This window comes from Aerococcus urinae (genome assembly GCF_001543175.1).
Taxonomy (GTDB): domain Bacteria; phylum Bacillota; class Bacilli; order Lactobacillales; family Aerococcaceae; genus Aerococcus; species Aerococcus urinae.
On sequence record NZ_CP014161.1, the window covers coordinates 585973 to 606723 of the forward strand.

A 20751-nucleotide genomic window follows, 5' to 3' on the forward strand; every position below is an offset into this window, starting at 1 on the left:
ATGGAATTCTTAGAAAAAATCATGCCAAATGTGGTGGCTATTTCCGACCAATTCGTTGAAGCCACTTGGGAAACCTTATTTATGACGGTTATTACCTGCCTCTTTGCCTTTGCTATTGGTTTAGTGGTCGGCGTCTTCCTAGTTCTCTATATGCCAGGAGGTCTTAAAGAAAATAAGGCAGTTTATAATGTCTTAGATAAGGTTGTTAACATCGGTCGGTCGATTCCCTTCGTTATTTTAATAGCGCTTTTAGGGGGCTTTACCCGCCTAATTATGGGGACAGCCATCGGGACAGCAGGAGCTCTAGTTCCCTTAATTGTTGGAACGATTCCTTTCTATGCCCGCCAAGTCCAAAACGCCTTATTAGAAATTGATCCTGGTGTCATCGAAGCAGCCCTAGCCATGGGATCTACCACAACTGAAATTGTTAGCCGGGTTTACTTGAAAGAAGCTATCCCAGGTTTGATTCGGGTATCTGCCCTAACCGTCATTAACGTGATTGGTTTAACCGCTATGGCAGGTGTCGTTGGTGGCGGTGGTCTTGGGGACTTAGCCATTAACCGTGGTTACCAACGCTACCAAAATGATGTAATCCTAGTTGCTACCTTATTGATTTTAATTATGGTCTTCATCAGTCAAGCTGTTGCTGACCGTTTAGTAAAACATTTCGAACATTAAACGAATTATAAAAGGGGAGAATTTTTATGAAGAAATGGAATGTTGTTTTAGCCTCAGCCTTATCCTTATTATTACTAGGAGGCTGTTCAAAAGAAGCCAAAGCGCCAGAAGAGGGCGGTACTGTCACTGTTGGGGTTGCTGGTGAAAATGAAGAAAAAATTTGGACCGAAGTCTCTGAAAAATTGAAAGATGAAAATATTGACTTAAAAGTTCAACTATTCTCTGATTATGTGCAACCTAACCGTGCCGTTCAAGAAGGCGAAATTGACATGAATGCTATGCAACATGTGGCTTATTTATTGGACTATAATAAGAACAATAATGCTGACTTAGTGCCGATTGGTTATACTTATATTTCAGCCATGGTGGTCTACTCCGATACGGTTAAAGACCTCAAAGACCTTCCTCAAAATGCTAAAGTAGCTATCCCTAATGACGCTACTAATGGGGGCCGGGCCTTACTCTTATTAGAACAAGCTGGTGTCTTAGAAATTGACGATAATGCAGGGATTACTCCTACTGTTAATGATATTACCTCGAATCCTAAAAATATTGAGCTGGTTGAAATGGATGCTGCCCAAGTGCCACGTGCCTTGAAAGACTCTGACGCTATTGTTGCTAATACCAACTACGCGGTTTCAGCAGGTTTTGATCCTAATGATGGTATTTTCTCTGATACCGATGACCTTGATAATTTAGGAACTCAATATAAGAATATTATTGCAGTGAAATCTGAAAATAAAGACAATGAAGTTTATAAGAAGATTGTGAAAGCCTACCAAAGTGAAGACGTTGAGAAGAAAATTAAAGAAATCTCTGGTAACGCTGACCAAAAAGCCTGGACCGACAATGATCAACCAGAAGAAGACTTCCATAAACTTCAAGAAGAAGGGCAAAAATAGTCCTAACTTCTTAATGATTACCTACTAAGCATTAAAAGCTTCTATCCACATGAGACTTTAGAAATATCTGTGGATGGAAGCTTTTTTTATTTTGAGCTAAAGAATTTTCATTACTCATGCTAATGGACTTTATGGTAAAGTGGTAATGAACTTTTTACCGGGAGGAATTAGGATGGAAAAAATGCGAATTCGCTTAGCTCAGAGTGAAGATTTACCAGCTATCCAGGCGATTATTAAGGCGGGGGCGGCCTATTTACGCCAACAAAATATTGATCAATGGCAGGATCCAACCGTCTACCAAGCGGACAGCTTATTAAAAGATATTGAAGGAAAAAACGCGTATTTAGGCTTAATCGAAGAGGATGTGGCCGGATTTTTTATTGCCCGGCCTATAGACAGGGATTATGACAACTATTCAATTTGGCAGGGCCAGGGAGACTACCTAGCTTTTCATCGGGTGGCCTTGGCGACTAAGTACCGCGGTCAGGGGCTTAGTTGGGCCTTATTTCAAGCCTTTGAAGACCTAGCCTATCACTTAAAGATTAATGACTTAAGAATAGATACCCATCCCGATAACCTTGGCATGCAGAAGATTATCTTAAAAGCCGGTTATCAGTACTTAGGAGAGATTGAATTAGCGGGTAGTGGCAGACGCTATGCCTACGAAAAAATTATTCCAATAAAAAAATCCAGCTGATGAGCTGGATTTTTTTATTGGAATAATTGAGCGACCTGGTTAATTGATTCTGGATGAATTAATAATTGGCCATGCTCGCGGAGTAGGGCAGGAGCAAAGGGACTCAGCTGACCAAACTCTAAGGCATAGCTAGTCAGATCTGCTTGTCTAGCCTGGGTTAGGTCTTCTTTTTCAAATCTTATAATCACTTGAAAAAGCTCTTGGTAGACATAGACTTCTAGGCTGGCCTCATCCACTTGGTAGGATTTCAGAAAAGTCAGAACTTGGTCCCAGGACTTAAAGGCTAAAGCAAGTTCAGGCCGACCTCCCTTTGTGTCTGCTTCACTAGGGTTTGTAGAGGAGTTTTCCTCCTCGGGACTCATATTTTGTGTAATATTTTCAAGTAGATTTTCCAAGCCATCCTTGTCCATATATTGGCCATCTGCTGTGGCTTTACTAATATAGAGGTCGATACCGCCATTTTTAGGAAGGACTTGAAAAGTTAAAGCTTCTGAATCTTGAAAGCGCTTTGAAACATCTGCTTCTTCTAAGATACTCATAAAGAAGTTTTCAACTTGGCTTTGATCTTTCATGAGGTCTAAGAGGGTAATTCCGCGCGATTCGAGATCATCTTTGGCAATGAATACGCGCATGGTATTATCATTAAGATACTCCATTTCCATCACAAATCACCTCCGAATATTTAGTGATTATCTTTTCTTTAAGCATATTTTGTTTCAACGATTATTTTACCATAAATCAGCTAAAATGAAAAAAGGCATCTTCACCCTCCATTCAAAAAGCTAGAGGATGAACATGCCATCGATTTAAAAAGTAAGGGATCTTATCCCATTTTTCTTAAAGCTTCGTGAAGTTCGATCGTTCTTACTTCTCTTGGCAAGAAGCGACGAATTTCATCTTCATTATAGCCTACTTGCAGACGTTTTTCGTCCATGATGATTGGGCGACGCAATAGTCCTGGGTTTTCTTGGATAAGATCGAATAATTCATTTAAACTGATTTCATTTAAATCAATATGTAATTCTTGAAAGGCTTTTGAACGCGTAGAAATAATCTCTTCAGTACCATCTTCTGTCATTCTTAAGATTTCTTTAATCTCATCGCGGCTTAGAGGTTCTTGGAATATATTACGTTCCACATAGGCAATGTTGTGTTCTTCTAGCCAAGCCCGAGCTTTTCGGCAAGAAGTACAACTAGGGGAAGTATATAATTTAACCATGTCAATTTCTCCTTTAAGGTTTGACTTGTGTTCCGTATACATATACAGTATATCATAAAAGTGAACCGTATACTAGTTCTTTTTTAAAAATAAATGAGCAAAACTTAGTGAAGCTTGTGATAAAATAAGCAATATGGAATTAGGTATTTCAATATAGTCGCTATTTGACCTTTGTTTGATCAATTTTTGATTTTTTAACTTATAAAACATAGCACAGAATAAAACTCTGTTTGAGAAAGCTATTTTTACTATTTATAAGCGAAAAAATCACCAGCTCGATTAAAAAAAGACTTCGTGAATTTATTACTTATACCGTCTATCCGATCAGGTTCGTGATATAATAGGGAAAATTAGAGGAGGTTTTCTTTTCATGAAACGAATTTTTTCTGGGGTACAACCAAGCGGCACGCCAACCATTGGTAATTATGTGGGTGCCTTAAAGCAATTTGTCGATTTACAGGATCAATTTGACACTTATTATTGTGTGGTCAATGAACATGCCATCACTGTTGCCCAAGATCCAGAGACTTTAAGAAAGAATACCAGATCTTTGGCGGCCTTATACCTAGCCTTAGGGGTTGATCCTAACAAATCCGCTATCTTTATTCAAAGTCAGGTCCCAGCCCACGCTCAAGCGGCTTGGATTGTCCAATGTCTGACTCCACTAGGGGAATTGGAACGGATGACTCAGTTTAAGGACAAGGCGCAAAAGCAAGACAATATTTTTGCCGGCCTTTTAGGCTATCCCGCTTTGATGGTGGCTGACATTGTGCTTTATGATGCTGACTTGGTACCAGTGGGTGAAGACCAAAAGCAACATATGGAATTGACCCGTAATTTTGTCGACCGTTTCAATAACCGCTTCGGTACTAAGGAAGAAAAGCTATTGGTTAAACCAGAAATCTATACACCGAAGGCAGGTGGGCGGATTATGAGTTTACAAGATCCAAGCAAGAAAATGAGTAAATCAGATGACAATAAAAAAGCTTTTATTTCCTTACTAGATGATCCGAAAACGATTGAAAAGAAAATTAAAAGTGCGGTAACGGACTCGAGCGGAGAGATTTCCTATGATCCAGAAGATAAACCAGGCGTTTCTAACCTATTAGATATTTTCTCAGCCTTTTCTGACCAAAGCATTAGTCAACTAGAAAAAACCTATGCCAATTCGGGTTATGGCCAACTGAAAACGGATCTCAGCCAAGCGCTAATTGCCGTTTTAGAACCGATGCAAAAAGACTATCAACGTCTCTTAGCAAGCAGTGAACTGGATGACGTCTTAGCAGCTGGTGCTAAACAAGCCAATGAAGTCGCTAACCAAACCCTGGCACGCATTGAAAAAGCGATTGGCTTTAGATAAAAAGAATTGATCATGCATTAATCAGCTAATTTTAACCCTGATTACGGATATATTCCTATGAGGGGGAATAATCATGTATTATGCAAAATTAGCTAATGGCCAGTTGATTAGTTCTTATGAGGTCGATGACCGCATTCAAAGAAAACTATTAGCCCTTAACCAGCAGAGCTTCTACTGCCCAAATTGCGGGCAAGAATTAGTTTATCGTTGTCATTCAAGGAAGAAGCCACATTTTGCCCACCAAAATAATCAATTAAGTCTCAAATATTGGCGCCGGGAATCCCACTGGCACTTGAATAATAAAGAGCAGATCAGGCAAATCTTAGTAGCTAAGGGCTATCAGGCCCATGTAGAAGTAGCTAGTTACACGCCTGACCATCGTTCAGATATCCTCTTTCAAGCAGGAGATGTGGTGGTAAGTATTGAACTTCAGGCTAGCCTACTGACCAAAGAAGCTGTCATCAGTCGCGAGCAGGATTATCACCGAGCAAAAGTGCAGGTTTTGTGGCTACTCAATCCTAAACAAAGAGACTTACGCTTGACGTCTAACAATTTAAATCGCTTAGCCCCGTTTTTTCAGTATTTGCCCTGCTTTGGCACTTATTTGCCTTATTGGGTGGAGGAGACACGCTTAGTTGAAATTCAAAGTTTTAACGATTATGGTCATCTCTTATGCCGTTATCACTTAAGTATTGATGATTATCTCTATTTATTTTCTTACCCCAGGCAAGTTGGCTTACTTAATCAAGAGGGGACTAGCGGACCCGGGATTAGTCAGTTGTTAAAAGTAAGGGAGACCCGGTCTTTAAGGCACAAAATTCGTCAACGACCGCTTAAGGCCGAGAAAAAGCTCCTAGAGCAGCTCTATTTTCGAAAATTGTCCTTAGACGACTTACCGGATACTTGTTTTTTCTTTAGGGGAGAGTCTATCTATATCAAAGAAAAACTCTGGTTATTAGCTGCCTATGTTTTCCTACTTAAAGAAGAAAATTTACTTGATTCAGAGATCTATACTTTTTTACTGAATTACCTTAATCCGCGTCCCTTTAGGCCCCAATTGAGCTTTGCTTATGAGAACTGGTTATGGCAGGTCAGTCAAGCCATGGTAAAATTGCTATAAAAAAGCGATCCGTTTTTGCGGATCGCTTTTTATATGGAAAAAGGTTGCCAAATTGACTTCAATGGCGGATTAATTTGAGACTGTCCTTATCTAAGGAGCGGTATTGTGATTTTTTCTTTGACTGGCTCTTGTTTTCTCTCTCTAAATGAGCAGGCTCGCTAATTTTTTTTTCTGCTTGGGGCAACATTTGAGTGGTCAATTCTTCCAGATCTTGGGCTGTGAAGGCATCTTCGATTCTAAGACCGTATTGGTAGTTTAAGTTATCAAAGATAACTAAAGAAGGGTAGTTCACAATTTCCATTTGATGGGCCAATTGTAAATCCTCTAGAACATCTTCACGGGTTTGCTTAGAATAGAGATCTTCCATCCACATATCAAAGTCAAGGCCAATCTTTTTAGCATATTTCTCCATACGCTTTAAGCTGTAGGATTTCTTTTGACAGCCAAAGACTTCTTGCATGGTCATTAGGAAAGTGCGTCCTCGCTTCTTACCTTGGCAGAGAGCGGCCTTGTATCCCAAAGACACCTTATACATGCATTGGTAAAGTTCATTTCTCTCTTCTAAGCTTTGCTTGTTTTTGGCTAAATTCTTGAAATAGTTCCAAAAGAAGTGGTGGTCCACACAGGAGACGAGGCGGAAGTAGATTTTTTTATCACTGTTGGCAACAAAACGCAATAACTCTTCTTCCAACTCTAGACAAAACGGGTCAATTGGATTAACAAATAAAAAGATTTCAAAGATATGATTATTATGATGTTTATTTGCCATGCTATGACAATTATAGTCCGATTTCATTGTATTCTCCCCCAATTAATGATGATCAAACTGTATAAATTATTCGAATGGATATAATGGTTTATCTAATTGCATCCGGGCAATTTTTGGCTTGGAAGGTCGACGAGTAATATGATAGCTAGATAAAAATTCATTAAAATAACGCTTTGGATCGTCTTCTCCAGGCTCAACTTCTAATTCTAATTCATAATCATTGTAAGTGTAAAAAGAGCAAGCGTCTAATACAAGCTTTTGCTTTTTCCAATTTTTTTCCAAGCGAGTGGTTTTAAATTGACCAATGGGTCGTAATTCGCTAGCGTCTAAACCAATTTCTTGGAATAAGGCGCTTAAGTGTGTTCCAGGCTGAAATTGCCCTGTCTCCATCATCGCTTGTGCACTTTCACGGCTGACCTTATCAGTGACTTCCAAGGATTTGGCGCTAGTCAGTGACTGCTTATAGGTGAGATGGGCATAAGTATCACTTAGCCGAATCCTTAAGGCACTGTGGTTTGCTTTCAAACGAAGAGACTCGGTATCAAAGTACATATTATGTTGGTGCTTGGCTTCATTTAAATGAAGATCAAATAAAGATAAGAGCTTTTGATATTCTTCTGGACTAAGAATATTTTTATATTCTGTTTCAATGCCCTTGTGCATAAATTCACTCTCCTCTTTTCTCCAAGTATTATAACAAGCATTCAAGGCCTTGCCAAAAAACTTGCCTTTAAAGTCAGTAATCGCTGCCTAAAGCAAGAAAAATATGTTTTAATAGTAGGGTAAGGATTATAGTTAAGTTAATATAATTACTTAATAAAATAGGCCAAAAGAATTATTTTTTCAAGTTAAAATTTTATCATAATATGGATGTAAAAGGAGAATCAACCAATGCGTATCGCAATAGTAAGTAACGACAATGAATCATCTAAGGATGTCCAAGCGAGGCTGCTTTCTGCGTGTAAACAGGCTGATTTCAGCATTGACCAAGACCATCCAGATATTGTGGTATCCATTGGTGGGGACGGCACCTTATTGGAAGCCTTCCACCACTATGAAAAACAGCTCGACCATGTCCGTTTTGTCGGCGTTCATACTGGGCACTTAGGTTTTTATACCGACTGGACAGTTGATGAATTGGACCAGTTTATTGATTTTCTCCTCAATGATTCGGGTGAGAGTGTCTCTTACCCGCTCTTAGAAGTAGCTTTAGAAAAGGTGGATGGCGAAAAAAATCACCTGATTGCGCTTAACGAAGCGACCTTGCGCCGTTTTGAAGGGACGATGACTGGGGAAGTCTTTATAAAGGAAGAAAAGTTTGAACTCTTTAAAGGGGACGGCTTATGTGTATCGACACCGACTGGGTCAACAGGTTTGAACAAGTCTCTAGGAGGCGCGGTGGTTCATCCCCGCTTGGATACCCTGCAAGTCACAGAGATTGCTTCTTTAAATAACCGGGTCTACCGCACCATCTCTAGTCCTATCCTGATTGCTGGAGATGAGTGGATCCGGGTAAAATTGGATGATGAATTTTTAGCAGGAGTCTTTATGACCCTGGATCACTTATCTTTTTCCCTAAAAGGAGTGAAAAATATAGAGTTCCGAATTGCTAAATCACGGGTTCACTTTGCCAGGTACCGTCATATGCATTTCTGGGACCGGGTGGAAAATGCCTTTATTGGCCTAGGCGACCGCGATAAGAAAGGATAATTGACGACTTATGTTATTTTTCTCATGGACTTGTGACCAGAAAGTATATGTGAAGACTTTTCTTAGGCAAAAAGGCGTTTCCCGCCGTCAACTGGCTAAAATCAAATACCATGGGGGGACTATTTTAGTTAATAATAAGCGAGTTGGGAGTAAATACTTCCTTTCTTTGGGAGACCAAGTGACCATCATCTACCCGCCTGAGGGGAGTCAAGATCAAATTATGGCGGTGGATTTTCCTTTGGAGATTCTTTATGAAGACCGCGATTATTTAATTGTTAATAAACCGGCCGGCTACACCTCCATTCCTTCACAATTTAAGGATGAATACTCCATGGCTAATTTTGTTAAAGGTTACTTTGTTAGAAAAAATTATGAAAACCAAGTCATCCATGTCGTGACCCGTTTAGACCGCTTTACGAGTGGAGCGATGATCTTTGCTAAGCACAAGTATGCCCATTCACAAATTGACCAATTAATGCAGTCAGGCGGTATCAATAAGCAGTATTTAGCTTTTACCCATTCTGCTATCGACTCAGACCAGCATGGTCTGATTGAAGCGCCGATTGGTCGCAAGGAGGGCTCAATTATCGAACGCTGTGTCAGAGCGGATGGTCAACACGCTAAGACAGAGTACTGGTTGGAGGATAGCCAGGCTGGACTCTACCGCTATCGGGTTCAACTCCATACCGGACGTACCCATCAAATTAGAGTCCACTTTGCTTATCTAGGCGCCCCTCTTTGTGGGGATGATCTCTACGGTGGTAGTCAGGAAGCCGGGCTGGCTGGCCAGGCTTTACACTGTCAGCGCCTGGCCTTCAAGCAGCCTTTAACCCAGGAAGATTTAGTGATTGAAGCACCTTTATCCCAAGACTTTAAAACTTGGTTAGCTAGTTATCAAAAGGGGGACGCCTAAATGAAGGATCAAGAACAAAAAAGACTTAGCAGCTCTAAGCCAGAACAAGAAGTGGAATTGACTCCTGAAGAAATTGTTGACCGCGTTAAAGAAGCCTTAGCTAAACATGATCAGTCGGCTTTGCGTTATGAATTTTTTAAGAACCATCCCTATGACCAAGCCAAAATTTATATCAAACTAAGTGATGAAGAACGTCGTCTGCTTTACCAATATATCTCAGCTAGGGAATTAGCCGATGTTTATGACGTTTTGGATGAGGATGAGCAAGAAGATATTATTGATTATTTAGAGGCCATGGATGACCAATATGCAGCCAATATGCTGGGAGAAATGTACCGGGATAATGCAGCGGATATCCTGAAAAAGTTTTCTCCTAATAAAATTGTCCATTATATGCGCCTAATTCCCATCGAACAAGCGGAAAAGATTAAGACCTTGATGGATTATGAAGATGAAACTGCTGGGGCGATTATGACAACCGAATTCGTCCAGATTAAGGCCAATCAAACCATTAAATCGGCCATGACTCTAGTGAGGGCCAAAGCTGAGAATGCTGAAACCATTTATTATCTCTATGTTGTGGATGATGATTCCCGTTTAGTCGGGGTTCTCACCCTGAGAGATTTAATCACCTCTGATGCTAACCGGCTAGTTTCTGAAGCCATGTCGCCGCGGGTGGTGACGGTGTCGGTTGATGATAACCAACAAGATGTGGCTAGAACCATTCAAGACTATGACTTCCTAGCTATTCCCGTTATTGAAGCGACCGGGGAGTTACTAGGGATCATTACGGTTGATGATATCTTGGATGTTATGGATGAAGAAGCCGTGGCTGACTACTCTGGATTGGCTGGGGTGTCGGTTGACGAACCTTATCAAACACCCGTCAAATCAGCTCAGTCACGGTTACCCTGGTTAATTACTCTCTTGTTTTTGGGGATGGGGACTTCTACCTTGATTGGTCATTTTGAGGATATGATTTCTGAAGTGGCCACTTTATCTTTATTTATTACCTTAATTACCGGGACCTCAGGTAATGCAGGCACCCAGTCCTTAGCGGTTGCTGTGAGAAAAATTGCTAATCCAGATAATGAAGAGTCTACCTTTCTTCAATTGATCTTTCGCGAATTGTTTACGGGTTTAATTTGTGGACTAATTACTGGGGGAACGATTTTCCTAATTATTACCCTCTGGCAAAAGAATATGGTCTTGGGTTTGGTCGTTGGGGTAGCTATGCTATGCGCGATTACAGTGGCTAATTTAGCGGGAAGTATCATTCCCCTCCTTATGGACCGACTTGGCTTTGACCCGGCAGTGGCTTCTGGTCCTTTTATTACCACCTTAAGTGACTTGACCAGTGTTTTAATCTATTTTTCAATTGCTTCTCAGTTTCTGCTTTACTTATCCTAGTCCTATCTTGACAAAGATAGTTACAACCGATAAAATGAGATCAATAATATAAAAAAGTAAGCTTTGAATAGATAAGTAAGTCAGTTAATCATTTGAGCGAGCTCTGTTTGGTGAAAGAGAGTATGAGGCGTTGACTGAAGATGGTCTATGAGCAACTAATTGTGAGCAATAGTGAACACTTAGCGCTTGGTAATCGATAACTTACCACTACATGATAGTGTAGATGGAGAGGTAATCAAACGATTACGAAGTAGGGTGGTAACACGGTGAAGCGTCCTTATAGTATGAATATTCATGCTGTAGGGACTTTTTTTATGGAATGGAGGAATGGGGATCATGCCCATAAAAGTACAAGAAAATTTACCTGCTTTAAAGAAATTGGCTAGTGAGAATATCTTTGTCATGGATGAACGTCGCGCGGCCATGCAAGACTTTCGTTCACTGGAAGTCATTATCGTCAATTTAATGCCGACCAAAGAGGCAACTGAAGAGCAATTGTTGCGGCTATTAAGCAATTCTGCCCTACAGGTTAATGTCACCTTCATTCACATGCAGTCTCATAAGGCAAAAAACACCTCAGCTAAACACCTGGATACTTTTTATCGGACCTTTGCCGATATTAAAGATCGTTACTTTGATGGCATGATTATCACCGGTGCGCCAGTAGAGCAATTGGACTTTGAAGAAGTCAATTATTGGGAAGAATTGGTTGAAATTATGGAATGGAGCTCTAACCATGTCTTCTCCACCCTCCATATTTGTTGGGGAGCCCAGGCTGGTCTATACCATCACTTTGGCATTAAGAAACATTCCCTGGACCATAAGCTTTTTGGAGTTTACCCCCAATACATGGACCATCCGGAAATTTCCTTACTCCGAGGCTTAGATGATGTCTTCTATATCCCTCATTCCCGCTATACTGAAGTCCGTCGCGAGGATATCGAGGCCAATCCCGACCTGGAAGTGCTTATTTCCTCACCAGAAACGGGAATCACCGCTGTCCATAGTAAGGACCAACGTTTTGTCTTTATCTTTGGTCATGTGGAATATGACGCTGATACGCTAGACCGGGAATATAAGCGAGATATCAATGAAGGGATAAATATCAAGGTGCCATTAAATTATTACCCCGAGGATAATCCCAATAAAAAACCTTTATTGAGATGGCGGTCAACCTCAAATATGTTATTTACCAATTGGTTAAACTATTATGTTTACCAAGAAACACCCTTTGTTATTGAACGCATTGATAAAGAAAAATAGTTTTTTTATCTTAAGGCATAAGCCATCTTGCGGTGCTTAATCCCTGCTTCTAAAAAGAGTTCGCTTTCAATTTGAAAGCCGAGTTTTAAATAGAAGGGGACGGCTGTTTCTTGGGCATCAAGGATGCAGCTTGAGTAATGACGGTCTTTAGCAAATTTTAGGCAGGCTTCCATTAAAGCTTGCCCGTAGCCTAAATGGCGGGCGTTTTTAGAGACAGCAACTCGTTGCATTTTTATTTCTTCTCGGTTCAAAGGATAGAGTCGACATGTCGCAAGCGCTTGGCCATTTCGATAGAGGCAGAAGTGGAAGCAAAGCGATTCAAAGTCATCAATTTCAATTTGGGGGTCGACACCTTGCTCCTCAATAAAGACTTGCTTTCTAATGGTAAGAGCGTCATGGTATAGCTTAGAATTGAGCGCTTGACTCATATGAATAGTGATCACGGGGAAGGGCTCCTTTATTTGTAATGATTTTATTATAGGTAAAATCGTTCAGTCTGAAAAGAATCCTTATCTTTTTATTGCTGTTCCATAAAAAGGAGCTTATAATATATACATAAAGGGTATCGATTGACCCTTTGTTAACAAATGTGGTATCTTTTTATTGTAGTACATTAGTTATATACGCCAAAGTCTGTCTTGGTCAAAAATATATAAAAAATAGTTGTGGGAAGTTTGGTCACGTCGAACTTCCCTTTTTTCGAAGATTTTGCTAGATAGGCTAGGTATGTGAGGGGGTGAAAGTATGGAAAATCAGACATTGGCGCAAGTCTTAGCTGTTGATGAGCAAGCCAATCAATTAAGTGAAGCAACCCAAGCAAAAATTCAAGAGCTAGAAGACGAAAAAGACAGCCAAATTGAGCAATTTGAGCAAGAAGCCAAAGCGGAATATCGCCAATATGTCGAATCTTTAAAAAGCTCTAATCAAGAAGCGCTGGAAAGCTATAAGCGTGAAGGTGATGAGAAGAATCAGAAAAGAATCGCTAAGCTGGTTGAGCATTATCAAGCCCAAGAGGCAAGTATTGTTGACTATATTGTAGAGGAGGTGAAAAAGGTATATGTCAATTGCTAAAATGCAAAAAATTTCATTGATCACCAAGCCTACAGATAAAGAAAAATTAATTCAATCCCTGCAAGGTGTACAAAATGTGGAAATTAGCGACTTAAGTAGTGAAGACCAGGAGCTTTCAAGTCAAGAACTTGCCAAGAAAAATAACCGCCAATATGACTATTATCAAAGTTGGTATCGGCGTTCAGAGCAAGCTTTAACGACCTTGTCACGCTACCTAACCATTCAGCCGCTCTTAAGTCGATTGACGACCAAGCGTCCCACATATACCATGAGTGAGTTAATTAAAGCGGTTGACGTTGATCAAGCCCAATCCCTTATTCAAGAGATTGAACAATTATCTAAGGACCGTCAAGAGCTCATTGATCAAAGGCAAAAAGTTGAACAAGCTCAAAATACCATTAGTAACTGGCGAGCTTTGTCAATAAATCCTAGCGACTTATTGGCAAGTAAACACTTTAAAGCTTTCTTAGGCTACTTGCCTAATGATGAAGACCGGTCCTATTTTAATAAGATTAAAGCAGCTGATGGATTAGCGATTGAGGAAGTTTTTTCTACTCAAGAACATATTGGTGTGGTCCTGCTTCAAGATGAAAGGAACGACAATTCCTATAGTGAACTTCTAAATAATAGTCACTTTGAAGAATGGGACTACCCTTACCATGAAGCCCCCGACAAGGTGTATGATGCCTTAGAAGACCACCGCTTATGGCTTAATGGCACTGAACAAGAATTAGTGGAAAACTTTAGGAGCTTGGAAGCGCAGATTTTCAATTTACAGCTTGCTTCGGAGACCTTCTATAATCGCAGTCAGCGGGCTTTGGTTGAAGATTTAGCTCATGATACCAACTATCTCACCTATATTAAAGGTTGGGTGAGTGTCCAAGACCTGGAAAAATTGGAGCAGCAACTTGCTCTTGATTTGGATGACAATCAATATGCGCTCATTAAAGAGGAAATTAGTCAAAAAGAAATTGATGATGACCAAGTTCCGATTAAGTTAGAGAATAATGCCTTAGTGGAACCCTTTGAAGCCATCACTTTAATGTATGCCACACCTAATTATCGTGAGACGGACCCGACGCCCTATCTCACCCCATTTTATATGCTGTTTTTCGGTATGATGATGGGAGACTTAGGTTATGGTTTGGTCATGTGGATTGTCACCTTCCTGGCTTTAAGGTTTGTGGATATGAAAGACTCCATGCGTAGCACCATGAAAATGGGGCATTTACTAAGTTATACGACGATGTTGGTAGGGCTAGCTTATGGATCATTCTTCGGGGCTTCATTACCTTTTAAATTAATTGACCCCTTGAATCAAGCCATGCAATTATTGATTATTTCGATTGCTTTTGGTTTTGTTCACATGATGGTTGCTTTAATTATTAAGGCAGTGACGGAATGGCGCCGTGGCGACTTCCAGGAAATGTATAGTGAAAGCGGTGGCTGGCTACTGATGTTCTTGAGTTTAGCCTTAGTCATTGCTGGTTATGTTTTCAATTACCCCATGCTGATGACGATAGCGGGTGTGATTGCGATTATAGCGGCTATCGGTATGATTATTGTTCCCATGGTTTATGCTGATAAGAAAATTGTCGGTTTTGCCAGTGGGTTATATAACTTATATGGCGTAAGTTCCTATTTAGGTGACTTTGTTTCCTATTCAAGACTAATGGCCTTAGGGCTATCTGGGGGCAGTATCGCCATGGCCTTCAATATGATTGTGGGCTTGTTACCCGTCCCACTTCGTTTTACAGTGGGGATCGTATTGATTGTTGCCCTGCACGGCTTTAACATGTTCCTTTCACTCTTAAGTGCTTATGTGCACGGACTCAGACTTACTTTCGTGGAATTCTTTGGTAAGTTTGTTGAAGGTGGGGGACGTCGCTTTAAGCCGATTGACACCTTACAAAAGTATATTCATTTATCGGATGTTAATGAAAATGTAGAAAATAAATAATGGAGGTATACATTAATGGAAAATTGGTTAGGATTTTTAACTGAAAACGGCGGAATTTTATTTACCTATTTAGGCGCAGCCTTAGCGGTTATTTTAGCAGGTATGGGTTCTGCCCGTGGTGTTGGTGAAACAGGGGAAGCCGCTGCAGCCTTAATTAAAGACCAACCCGAAAAATTTGTGCAAGCCTTAATCTTACAACTATTGCCAGGTACCCAAGGTTTATATGGCTTCGTGGTGGGGATTTTGATCTTCATTCAAGCCAGTGCAGGAATGAGTTTAAGTCAAGGCTTCCAATATTTCTTAGCTAGCCTACCAGTAGCCTTTGTAGGTTTAGTATCTGCTAAATATCAAGGTCAAGTAGCAACTTCTTCCTTACAAATTCTAGCAAAACGCCCTGAAAACAATGTTAACGGGATCATCCTAGCGATCATGGTTGAAACCTATGCTATTTTAGCCTTGGTTATTTCAGTAATGATGGTCTTTTCAATTAGCTAAGCATGATAAAGGAGGACGGATATGGCTACAATTAAGCAACTAACTGAAGAAGTGTACAAAGAAGTCCGTTCAGAAAATGAAGCCAAGCTGGATCATGCCAAAGCAACATTCGAAAAAGACATAAGTGATGCCAAGGAGCAAAGCCAGGCCAAATGGCAAAAACAAAAAGAAAAAGCTGAACGTGACTATCATGATAATCTAGAAAGACAAAAGCAAAGTTATAGTAATCAATTAAATCAAGACCTCTTAGCGAAGAAGCAAGAATTAATTCAGCAGGCTTTTAAAGAAGCTCAGCTGGCCTTAAGCCAACTCAGTCAAGCGGACTTTGTCAGTATGCTGGACCAGGCGCTTTCAGCAATTCCACAAGCGGAAAATACCCAGATTGTGGTTGGAGAATTGAGTCAAAAGCAACTAGACCAAGAAGCTAAGGTAAGCCTGCAAGAAAAATATCCCCACATTGGCTTTAGTCAAGACTCGCTTAAAGGCCACGGTGGGGTAGTGATCGAGCAAGAAACCATGAACTATGATCTGACTTTTGACCAATTGATTCGTGAACAAGAAGATCATCTATCTGTCTACGTTGCTAAACAATTGAATGATTAGAAGGGAGAAGATAGCTGTGACTAAAACAAGTTATGCGAGTTTAAATGTCACTGTACGTATCCATGAAGAAGAATTCCTGGATAAGAGCGACTATCAAGCCTTACTAAGCGCCAAAAACTTGGAAGACGCTATCGCTCAATTACAGCATAGTGCTTATCGGATTCCTGATGACATTCTATCAAGTCGTGATTTTGATGGTTTCTTAATCGACCGGCTCATGCAGGCGATGCAAGAAGTTTATCAAAACATTCCTGACCAAAAGGTTGTCGATCTTTTAGGTCTGCGTTATAGCTATCATAACGCCAAGGTTATTTTTAAAGAGTTATTTAGTGACCAAGACTTTCATCATATGTATTTGCCAGCTGGCCCCTATCAAATCGATAGTTTGAGGCAGGCGATAAAAACTGGAAAATCATCGGTTATTGACCAGCGCATGATTGAAGCCATTGATACGGTGAGAAATTATGTTGAGGACACCGAACAAATTAATGACATTTCGGTGATGCTCGATGATGCCTATTTATCCCACATTCACTATCTGGCTTTAGCCATTGATGATGACCAAGTGACTGAATGGGTGGCTTTACGGATTGATTTAGAGAATTTATCTCTTTTACTACGTGCCATGCAACAGAAGCGGTCGAGTTCCTTCATTCGTTCATTACTCAATGAACACGGCTCTATTTCGCTTTCTTCACTCTTAGAATGGGCTGAGAATAAGGATTATTCCAGTATTTTTAAAGCCTATGAAGTGAAGGATTATGGGGAACATTTTAGCCAAGTCCTATCTGAAACGGAAAGTGAACTATCCAATCAGCAGAGGATTTCACTAGATGGCTTAGATGCGGCTATTGAAGGCGTCATTAGTGACCACTTGCGTGAGGCGCGTTTACAAGCCTTTGGTCCCCTACCAGTCTTGGCTTATCTCTACTTTTTAAATAACGAAGTGACCAATTTGCGCTTGATACTCGTTGGTAAGAGTAACCAAATTGATGAAAATAAGCTAAAAGAAAGGATGCGGCCGATATATGACGAGTAAAATAGGAGTAGTTGGTGAAAAACAAGTTGTCACTGCTTTTCAACTCATTGGTTTTGACGCTTATCCTGTGGTGAGTGGCGACGAAGCTCGCCGCACCATCCATCATTTAGCTGAAAACAATTATGGGATTATTTATTTGACAGAAACCCTTGCCAAAGAAATCCCAGAAACCATTTCTTTTTACGATTCCCAAGTCACTCCAGCAATTATTCTTATTCCAACAAATAATGGCAGCTTGGGAATTGGTAAGAAACGTGTGAATGATAATGTCGAAAAAGCTGTTGGACAAAATATTTTATAGGATGAAGGAGGAAACTAGTTGAAATCAGGAAAAATTATTGAAGTTTCTGGTCCTTTAGTAAAAGCCAAAGATATGGACGATGCAGCTGTTCAAGAAGTTTGCCGGGTAGGGAATTTAAACCTAATCGGTGAAATTATTGAAATGCATCAAGACGTGGCTTATATTCAGGTTTATGAAGAAACCTCAGGAATTAAACCAGGCGAACCCGTTCACCCAACGGGATCTCCACTCTCTGTAGAGTTGGGGCCTGGATTATTAACCAAAATGTTTGATGGGATCCAACGTCCCTTAGATGAATTTATGCAAGTCACTGAGTCGAATTACCTGGTTAGAGGATCAGAAGTCGACTCCCTAGACCACCAAGCGGTGTGGACTTTCCAAGCCACTAAATCAGTGGGTGATGAGGTAGTTAGTGGTGATGTTGTAGGTACCGTTCAAGAAGGATCAGTGATTGAACATCGCATCCTCGTTCCTAACGGGGTGAGTGGGACCATTGAAAGCATTGAATCAGGTGACTATACTCTCGATGATGATGTCTATTCGATTCGCTTAACAGACAGTGACCAAGTAAAATCCTTTGGTATGGCTCAACGTTGGCCTGTTCGTGTCGGAAGACCTTTTAAACAAAAATTCTTACCCCATGAAATCATGACGACAGGACAACGGGTCATTGATACCTTCTTCCCAATCACTAAGGGCGGTGCAGCAGCCATACCTGGGCCTTTCGGTGCTGGGAAAACCGTCTTGCAACACCAAATTGCCAAGTATGCTGACGCTGACATTGTGGTCTACGTTGGTTGTGGTGAACGTGGTAACGAGATGACCGAAGTTATTGACGAATTTCCTAAATTGATTGACCCCAAAACGGGTGAATCGATCATGGAACGGACGGTCTTGATTGCGAATACCTCTAACATGCCAGTGGCAGCCCGGGAAGCCTCGATCTATACAGGGATAACCATCGCTGAATATTTCCGTGATATGGGATATTCTGTCGCTATCATGGCTGACTCGACTTCTCGTTGGGCTGAAGCCTTGCGGGAAATGTCAGGTCGTTTGGAAGAAATGCCAGGGGACGAAGGTTATCCAGCTTATTTGGGCAGTCGTTTGGCCGAATACTATGAACGTGCCGGAATGGTTGAGACTCTGGGCTCTGATGAACGCCGTGGGGCAGTTACCGCAGTGGGTGCGGTTTCACCTCCAGGGGGAGATACCTCAGAACCAGTTACCCAAAATACCATGCGGGTGATTAAGGTTTATTGGGGCTTGGATGCCAACCTCTCCCAACAAAGACACTTCCCAGCGGTTAACTGGCTGGATTCTTATTCTCTCTATCAAAAAGAAGTGACTGAGGGAATTTCAAAAGAACTCGATGTGGATTGGACGGGTATGGTCACTAAGTCTATGGCGATTCTACAAGAAGAGGATAGTCTCCAAGAAATTGTCCGCTTAGTTGGTGTGGATGCCCTGTCTCAAGAAGACCGTCTGACTCTGGTTATCGCTCGTATGTTGAGAGAAGATTATTTACAACAAAACTCTTATGATGAAGTCGACACAAAGACTTCTTCAGAAAAGCAGTTTAAGATGTTAAGAAATATTCTAGCTTTCAATAGTGAAGCGCGTAAAGCCATGGAATTAGGGGCTTATTATGATGAGATTGTGGAAGGAACTTCAACCATTCGTGAGCAAATCGCCCGGATGAAATATGTTCCAGAAGCTGAAATTTCCAAGTTGGATGACTTGAACAATTCAATCAAACCGACTATGCAGGAAGTTGTTCAAAAAGGAGGCGTGAAATAGTGCAAAGAGAATATAAATCCATTGTTGATATTTCGGGCCCGTTAATGGTTGTCGATGACGTATCAGGTGTTGGCTATAACGAACTTGTTGAAATTAAAATGCAAAACGGTGAGTCTCGTATTGGTGAAGTGCTTGAAGTTCAAGAAGACAAGGCCATTGTCCAAATATATGGTGGTGGCTCAGGGATTAATATCCGTGACTCCCGGGTTCGTTTCCAAGGCCATCCTTTGGAATTCGGTGTGTCAGAGGACATTATTGGTCGAACTTTTGATGGCTTAGGGAATGTGGTTGATGGTGGCCCAACACCGATTCCAGAACAATCCCGTGATGTTAATGGTCAGGTGATCAACCCCATGGCCCGGGAATACCCGGATGAATTTATCCAAACTGGGATTTCAACCATCGACCATATGAACTCCTTAGTCCGGGGGCAAAAATTACCTATCTTTTCTGGATCAGGTCTACCCCATAAGGAATTGGCTGCTCAAATTGCCCGCCAAGCGACTGTTTTAAACGATGATGAAAACTTTGCGGTTGTTTTTGCTGCTATGGGGGTTACCTTCGAGGATGCCCAATTCTTTATTGACAGTTTTAAAGAAACTGGGGCCATTGACCGATCAGTAATGTTTATCAACTTAGCCGATGATCCTTCCATTGAACGTTTAGCTACCCCTAAGGTGGCCTTAACGGCAGCTGAATATCTAGCTTATGAAAAGGACATGCACGTCTTAGTGATCATGACCGACATGACTAACTATTGTGAAGCCTTGCGGGAAGTGTCTGCTGCTAGACGGGAAGTGCCGGGACGTCGTGGCTATCCTGGTTATCTCTATACCGACTTGGCCGGAATTTATGAACGTGCCGGTCGGATTAAGGACGCTAAAGGTTCAGTGACTCAGATTCCAATTTTAACCATGCCTGAAGATGATATTACCCACCCAATTCCTGACTTAACCGGTTATATTACCGAAGGACAAATTATTTTGGATAAGGAATTGAACCACCAAGGGATTACCCCTCCGATTGATGTTTTACCCTCTTTGTCACGTCTAAAAGATGATGGGACTGGTGAAGGGAAAACTCGTGAAGACCATGCTGATACCATGAACCAACTCTTTGCAGCTTATGCCAAGGGGAAAGAAGCACGTGAATTAGCGGTTGTCTTAGGTGAATCAGCTCTTTCTGATACGGATAAACTTTACTTAAAATTTGCTGAGCGTTTTGAAAAAGAGTATGTCAACCAAGGTTTCGATACCAACCGAACCATCTATGAAACCTTAGACCTGGCTTGGCAATTATTAACCATCCTACCAAAATCAGAATTAACTCGGATTAATGATAAGTATATTGAAAAATACTATCCGAAATCTGATCAGAGAACGGAAGACCAAGAATCCGACAATAATCAAGCTGATCAAGAAAGTCATGAAGAGGCCTAGTG

Annotated in this window: 22 protein-coding genes and 1 other annotated feature; of the genes, 17 read left to right on the forward strand and 5 right to left on the reverse strand. The window is 41.0% G+C overall.

Annotation, left to right across the window (positions count from 1 at the left end):
* The 3 genes from AWM73_RS02575 (at position 1) to AWM73_RS02585 (ending at position 2277) form a co-directional block, all read left to right on the forward strand.
* Positions 1 to 678, forward strand: coding sequence for a methionine ABC transporter permease (locus AWM73_RS02575; RefSeq protein ID WP_060777954.1), 678 nt, complete (start codon positions 1 to 3; stop codon positions 676 to 678).
* Positions 679 to 704: 26 nt separating this feature from the next.
* Positions 705 to 1580, forward strand: a complete 876-nt coding sequence (locus tag AWM73_RS02580) for a MetQ/NlpA family ABC transporter substrate-binding protein (protein WP_060777955.1) — start codon at positions 705 to 707, stop codon at positions 1578 to 1580.
* A gap of 172 nt (positions 1581 to 1752) precedes the next feature.
* A complete protein-coding gene (locus tag AWM73_RS02585; RefSeq protein WP_060777956.1) occupies positions 1753 to 2277 on the forward strand; it encodes a GNAT family N-acetyltransferase in 525 nt (174 codons plus the stop codon).
* Between the two features lie 14 nt (positions 2278 to 2291).
* On the opposite strand, the gene AWM73_RS02590 is transcribed toward AWM73_RS02585, so the two are convergent.
* Both AWM73_RS02590 and spxA read right to left on the reverse strand, forming a co-directional pair.
* Complete coding sequence (locus tag AWM73_RS02590; RefSeq protein WP_060777957.1) at positions 2292 to 2939, reverse strand: adaptor protein MecA; 648 nt, start codon at positions 2937 to 2939, stop codon at positions 2292 to 2294.
* Positions 2940 to 3100: 161 nt separating this feature from the next.
* Entirely contained in the window at positions 3101 to 3496 is a 396-nt protein-coding gene (gene spxA, locus AWM73_RS02595; RefSeq protein WP_013669487.1) for a transcriptional regulator SpxA, read from the reverse strand.
* Positions 3497 to 3866: 370 nt separating this feature from the next.
* Here spxA and trpS point away from each other — a divergent pair, with 370 nt between their 5' ends.
* Positions 3867 to 4856 carry a tryptophan--tRNA ligase gene (gene trpS / locus AWM73_RS02600; protein ID WP_060777958.1) on the forward strand — a complete coding sequence of 330 codons (990 nt, stop codon included), beginning with the start codon at positions 3867 to 3869 and terminating at the stop codon, positions 4854 to 4856.
* A gap of 73 nt (positions 4857 to 4929) precedes the next feature.
* Entirely contained in the window at positions 4930 to 5976 is a 1047-nt protein-coding gene (locus tag AWM73_RS02605; RefSeq protein WP_060777959.1) for a competence protein CoiA, read from the forward strand.
* A gap of 58 nt (positions 5977 to 6034) precedes the next feature.
* Here AWM73_RS02605 and AWM73_RS02610 read toward each other — a convergent pair whose 3' ends face one another.
* Positions 6035 to 6772 (reverse strand): DsbA family protein, encoded by a 738-nt coding sequence (locus AWM73_RS02610; protein WP_060777960.1) that lies wholly within the window; start codon positions 6770 to 6772, stop codon positions 6035 to 6037.
* Between the two features lie 39 nt (positions 6773 to 6811).
* Positions 6812 to 7408, reverse strand: a complete 597-nt coding sequence (locus AWM73_RS02615; RefSeq protein ID WP_060777961.1) for a CYTH domain-containing protein — start codon at positions 7406 to 7408, stop codon at positions 6812 to 6814.
* Between the two features lie 228 nt (positions 7409 to 7636).
* Here AWM73_RS02615 and AWM73_RS02620 point away from each other — a divergent pair, with 228 nt between their 5' ends.
* The 4 genes from AWM73_RS02620 (at position 7637) to metA (ending at position 12041) form a co-directional block, all read left to right on the forward strand.
* Positions 7637 to 8455, forward strand: a complete 819-nt coding sequence (locus AWM73_RS02620; RefSeq protein WP_013669620.1) for an NAD kinase — start codon at positions 7637 to 7639, stop codon at positions 8453 to 8455.
* Positions 8456 to 8504: 49 nt separating this feature from the next.
* A complete protein-coding gene (locus tag AWM73_RS02625) occupies positions 8505 to 9368 on the forward strand; it encodes an RluA family pseudouridine synthase (RefSeq protein WP_370664340.1) in 864 nt (287 codons plus the stop codon).
* The gene (gene mgtE / locus AWM73_RS02630; protein WP_060777963.1) at positions 9369 to 10778 is read left to right on the forward strand and encodes a magnesium transporter; all 1410 of its coding nucleotides are present in this window, start codon (positions 9369 to 9371) and stop codon (positions 10776 to 10778) included. It begins immediately after the preceding gene.
* Between the two features lie 54 nt (positions 10779 to 10832).
* Positions 10833 to 11060 (forward strand) — a binding site (T-box leader).
* Positions 11061 to 11114: 54 nt separating this feature from the next.
* A complete protein-coding gene (gene metA, locus AWM73_RS02635) occupies positions 11115 to 12041 on the forward strand; it encodes a homoserine O-acetyltransferase MetA (protein ID WP_060777964.1) in 927 nt (308 codons plus the stop codon).
* A 5-nt stretch (positions 12042 to 12046) separates the two neighbouring features.
* Here the strand turns inward: metA and AWM73_RS02640 are convergent, their stop codons facing one another.
* A complete protein-coding gene (locus AWM73_RS02640) occupies positions 12047 to 12484 on the reverse strand; it encodes a GNAT family N-acetyltransferase (RefSeq protein WP_060777965.1) in 438 nt (145 codons plus the stop codon).
* A 301-nt stretch (positions 12485 to 12785) separates the two neighbouring features.
* On the opposite strand from AWM73_RS02640, the gene AWM73_RS02645 reads away from it, so the two are divergent.
* From AWM73_RS02645 to AWM73_RS02680, 8 genes are read left to right on the forward strand one after another with little or no spacing between them, the layout of a single operon-like run.
* Positions 12786 to 13112 carry a DUF3450 domain-containing protein gene (locus AWM73_RS02645; protein WP_060777966.1) on the forward strand — a complete coding sequence of 109 codons (327 nt, stop codon included), beginning with the start codon at positions 12786 to 12788 and terminating at the stop codon, positions 13110 to 13112.
* The gene (locus AWM73_RS02650; protein WP_060777967.1) at positions 13099 to 15072 is read left to right on the forward strand and encodes a V-type ATP synthase subunit I; all 1974 of its coding nucleotides are present in this window, start codon (positions 13099 to 13101) and stop codon (positions 15070 to 15072) included. The genes AWM73_RS02645 and AWM73_RS02650 overlap by 14 nt, the downstream gene beginning before the upstream one ends.
* Before the next feature lie 15 nt (positions 15073 to 15087).
* Positions 15088 to 15567 carry a V-type ATP synthase subunit K gene (locus AWM73_RS02655; RefSeq protein WP_013668531.1) on the forward strand — a complete coding sequence of 160 codons (480 nt, stop codon included), beginning with the start codon at positions 15088 to 15090 and terminating at the stop codon, positions 15565 to 15567.
* Between the two features lie 21 nt (positions 15568 to 15588).
* Positions 15589 to 16170: a V-type ATP synthase subunit E gene (locus tag AWM73_RS02660; protein WP_060777968.1), complete on the forward strand. Its 582-nt coding sequence runs from the start codon at positions 15589 to 15591 to the stop codon at positions 16168 to 16170.
* Positions 16171 to 16186: 16 nt separating this feature from the next.
* Positions 16187 to 17209, forward strand: a complete 1023-nt coding sequence (locus tag AWM73_RS02665; protein ID WP_060777969.1) for a V-type ATPase subunit — start codon at positions 16187 to 16189, stop codon at positions 17207 to 17209.
* On the forward strand, positions 17199 to 17510 hold the full coding sequence (locus AWM73_RS02670; protein ID WP_060777970.1) for a V-type ATP synthase subunit F: 312 nt from the start codon (positions 17199 to 17201) through the stop codon (positions 17508 to 17510). Before AWM73_RS02665 ends, AWM73_RS02670 begins: the two co-directional genes overlap by 11 nt.
* 18 nt (positions 17511 to 17528) lie before the next feature.
* Positions 17529 to 19310, forward strand: coding sequence for a V-type ATP synthase subunit A (locus AWM73_RS02675; protein WP_060777971.1), 1782 nt, complete (start codon positions 17529 to 17531; stop codon positions 19308 to 19310).
* On the forward strand, positions 19310 to 20749 hold the full coding sequence (locus AWM73_RS02680) for a V-type ATP synthase subunit B (RefSeq protein ID WP_082702839.1): 1440 nt from the start codon (positions 19310 to 19312) through the stop codon (positions 20747 to 20749). Before AWM73_RS02675 ends, AWM73_RS02680 begins: the two co-directional genes overlap by 1 nt.
* The last annotated feature ends 2 nt before the right edge of the window (positions 20750 to 20751 follow it).

Coding starts and splice junctions, on each gene's coding strand:
- AWM73_RS02605 (WP_060777959.1), top strand. CDS start 4,930: ATGTATTATGCAAAATTAGCTAATGGCCAGTTGATTAGTTCTTATGAG.
- AWM73_RS02650 (WP_060777967.1), top strand. CDS start 13,099: ATGTCAATTGCTAAAATGCAAAAAATTTCATTGATCACCAAGCCTACA.
- AWM73_RS02615 (WP_060777961.1), bottom strand. CDS start 7,408: ATGCACAAGGGCATTGAAACAGAATATAAAAATATTCTTAGTCCAGAA.
- mgtE (WP_060777963.1), top strand. CDS start 9,369: ATGAAGGATCAAGAACAAAAAAGACTTAGCAGCTCTAAGCCAGAACAA.
- metA (WP_060777964.1), top strand. CDS start 11,115: ATGCCCATAAAAGTACAAGAAAATTTACCTGCTTTAAAGAAATTGGCT.
- AWM73_RS02645 (WP_060777966.1), top strand. CDS start 12,786: ATGGAAAATCAGACATTGGCGCAAGTCTTAGCTGTTGATGAGCAAGCC.
- spxA (WP_013669487.1), bottom strand. CDS start 3,496: ATGGTTAAATTATATACTTCCCCTAGTTGTACTTCTTGCCGAAAAGCT.
- AWM73_RS02620 (WP_013669620.1), top strand. CDS start 7,637: ATGCGTATCGCAATAGTAAGTAACGACAATGAATCATCTAAGGATGTC.
- AWM73_RS02655 (WP_013668531.1), top strand. CDS start 15,088: ATGGAAAATTGGTTAGGATTTTTAACTGAAAACGGCGGAATTTTATTT.
- trpS (WP_060777958.1), top strand. CDS start 3,867: ATGAAACGAATTTTTTCTGGGGTACAACCAAGCGGCACGCCAACCATT.
- AWM73_RS02575 (WP_060777954.1), top strand. CDS start 1: ATGGAATTCTTAGAAAAAATCATGCCAAATGTGGTGGCTATTTCCGAC.
- AWM73_RS02580 (WP_060777955.1), top strand. CDS start 705: ATGAAGAAATGGAATGTTGTTTTAGCCTCAGCCTTATCCTTATTATTA.
- AWM73_RS02585 (WP_060777956.1), top strand. CDS start 1,753: ATGGAAAAAATGCGAATTCGCTTAGCTCAGAGTGAAGATTTACCAGCT.
- AWM73_RS02660 (WP_060777968.1), top strand. CDS start 15,589: ATGGCTACAATTAAGCAACTAACTGAAGAAGTGTACAAAGAAGTCCGT.
- AWM73_RS02610 (WP_060777960.1), bottom strand. CDS start 6,772: ATGAAATCGGACTATAATTGTCATAGCATGGCAAATAAACATCATAAT.
- AWM73_RS02590 (WP_060777957.1), bottom strand. CDS start 2,939: ATGGAAATGGAGTATCTTAATGATAATACCATGCGCGTATTCATTGCC.
- AWM73_RS02670 (WP_060777970.1), top strand. CDS start 17,199: ATGACGAGTAAAATAGGAGTAGTTGGTGAAAAACAAGTTGTCACTGCT.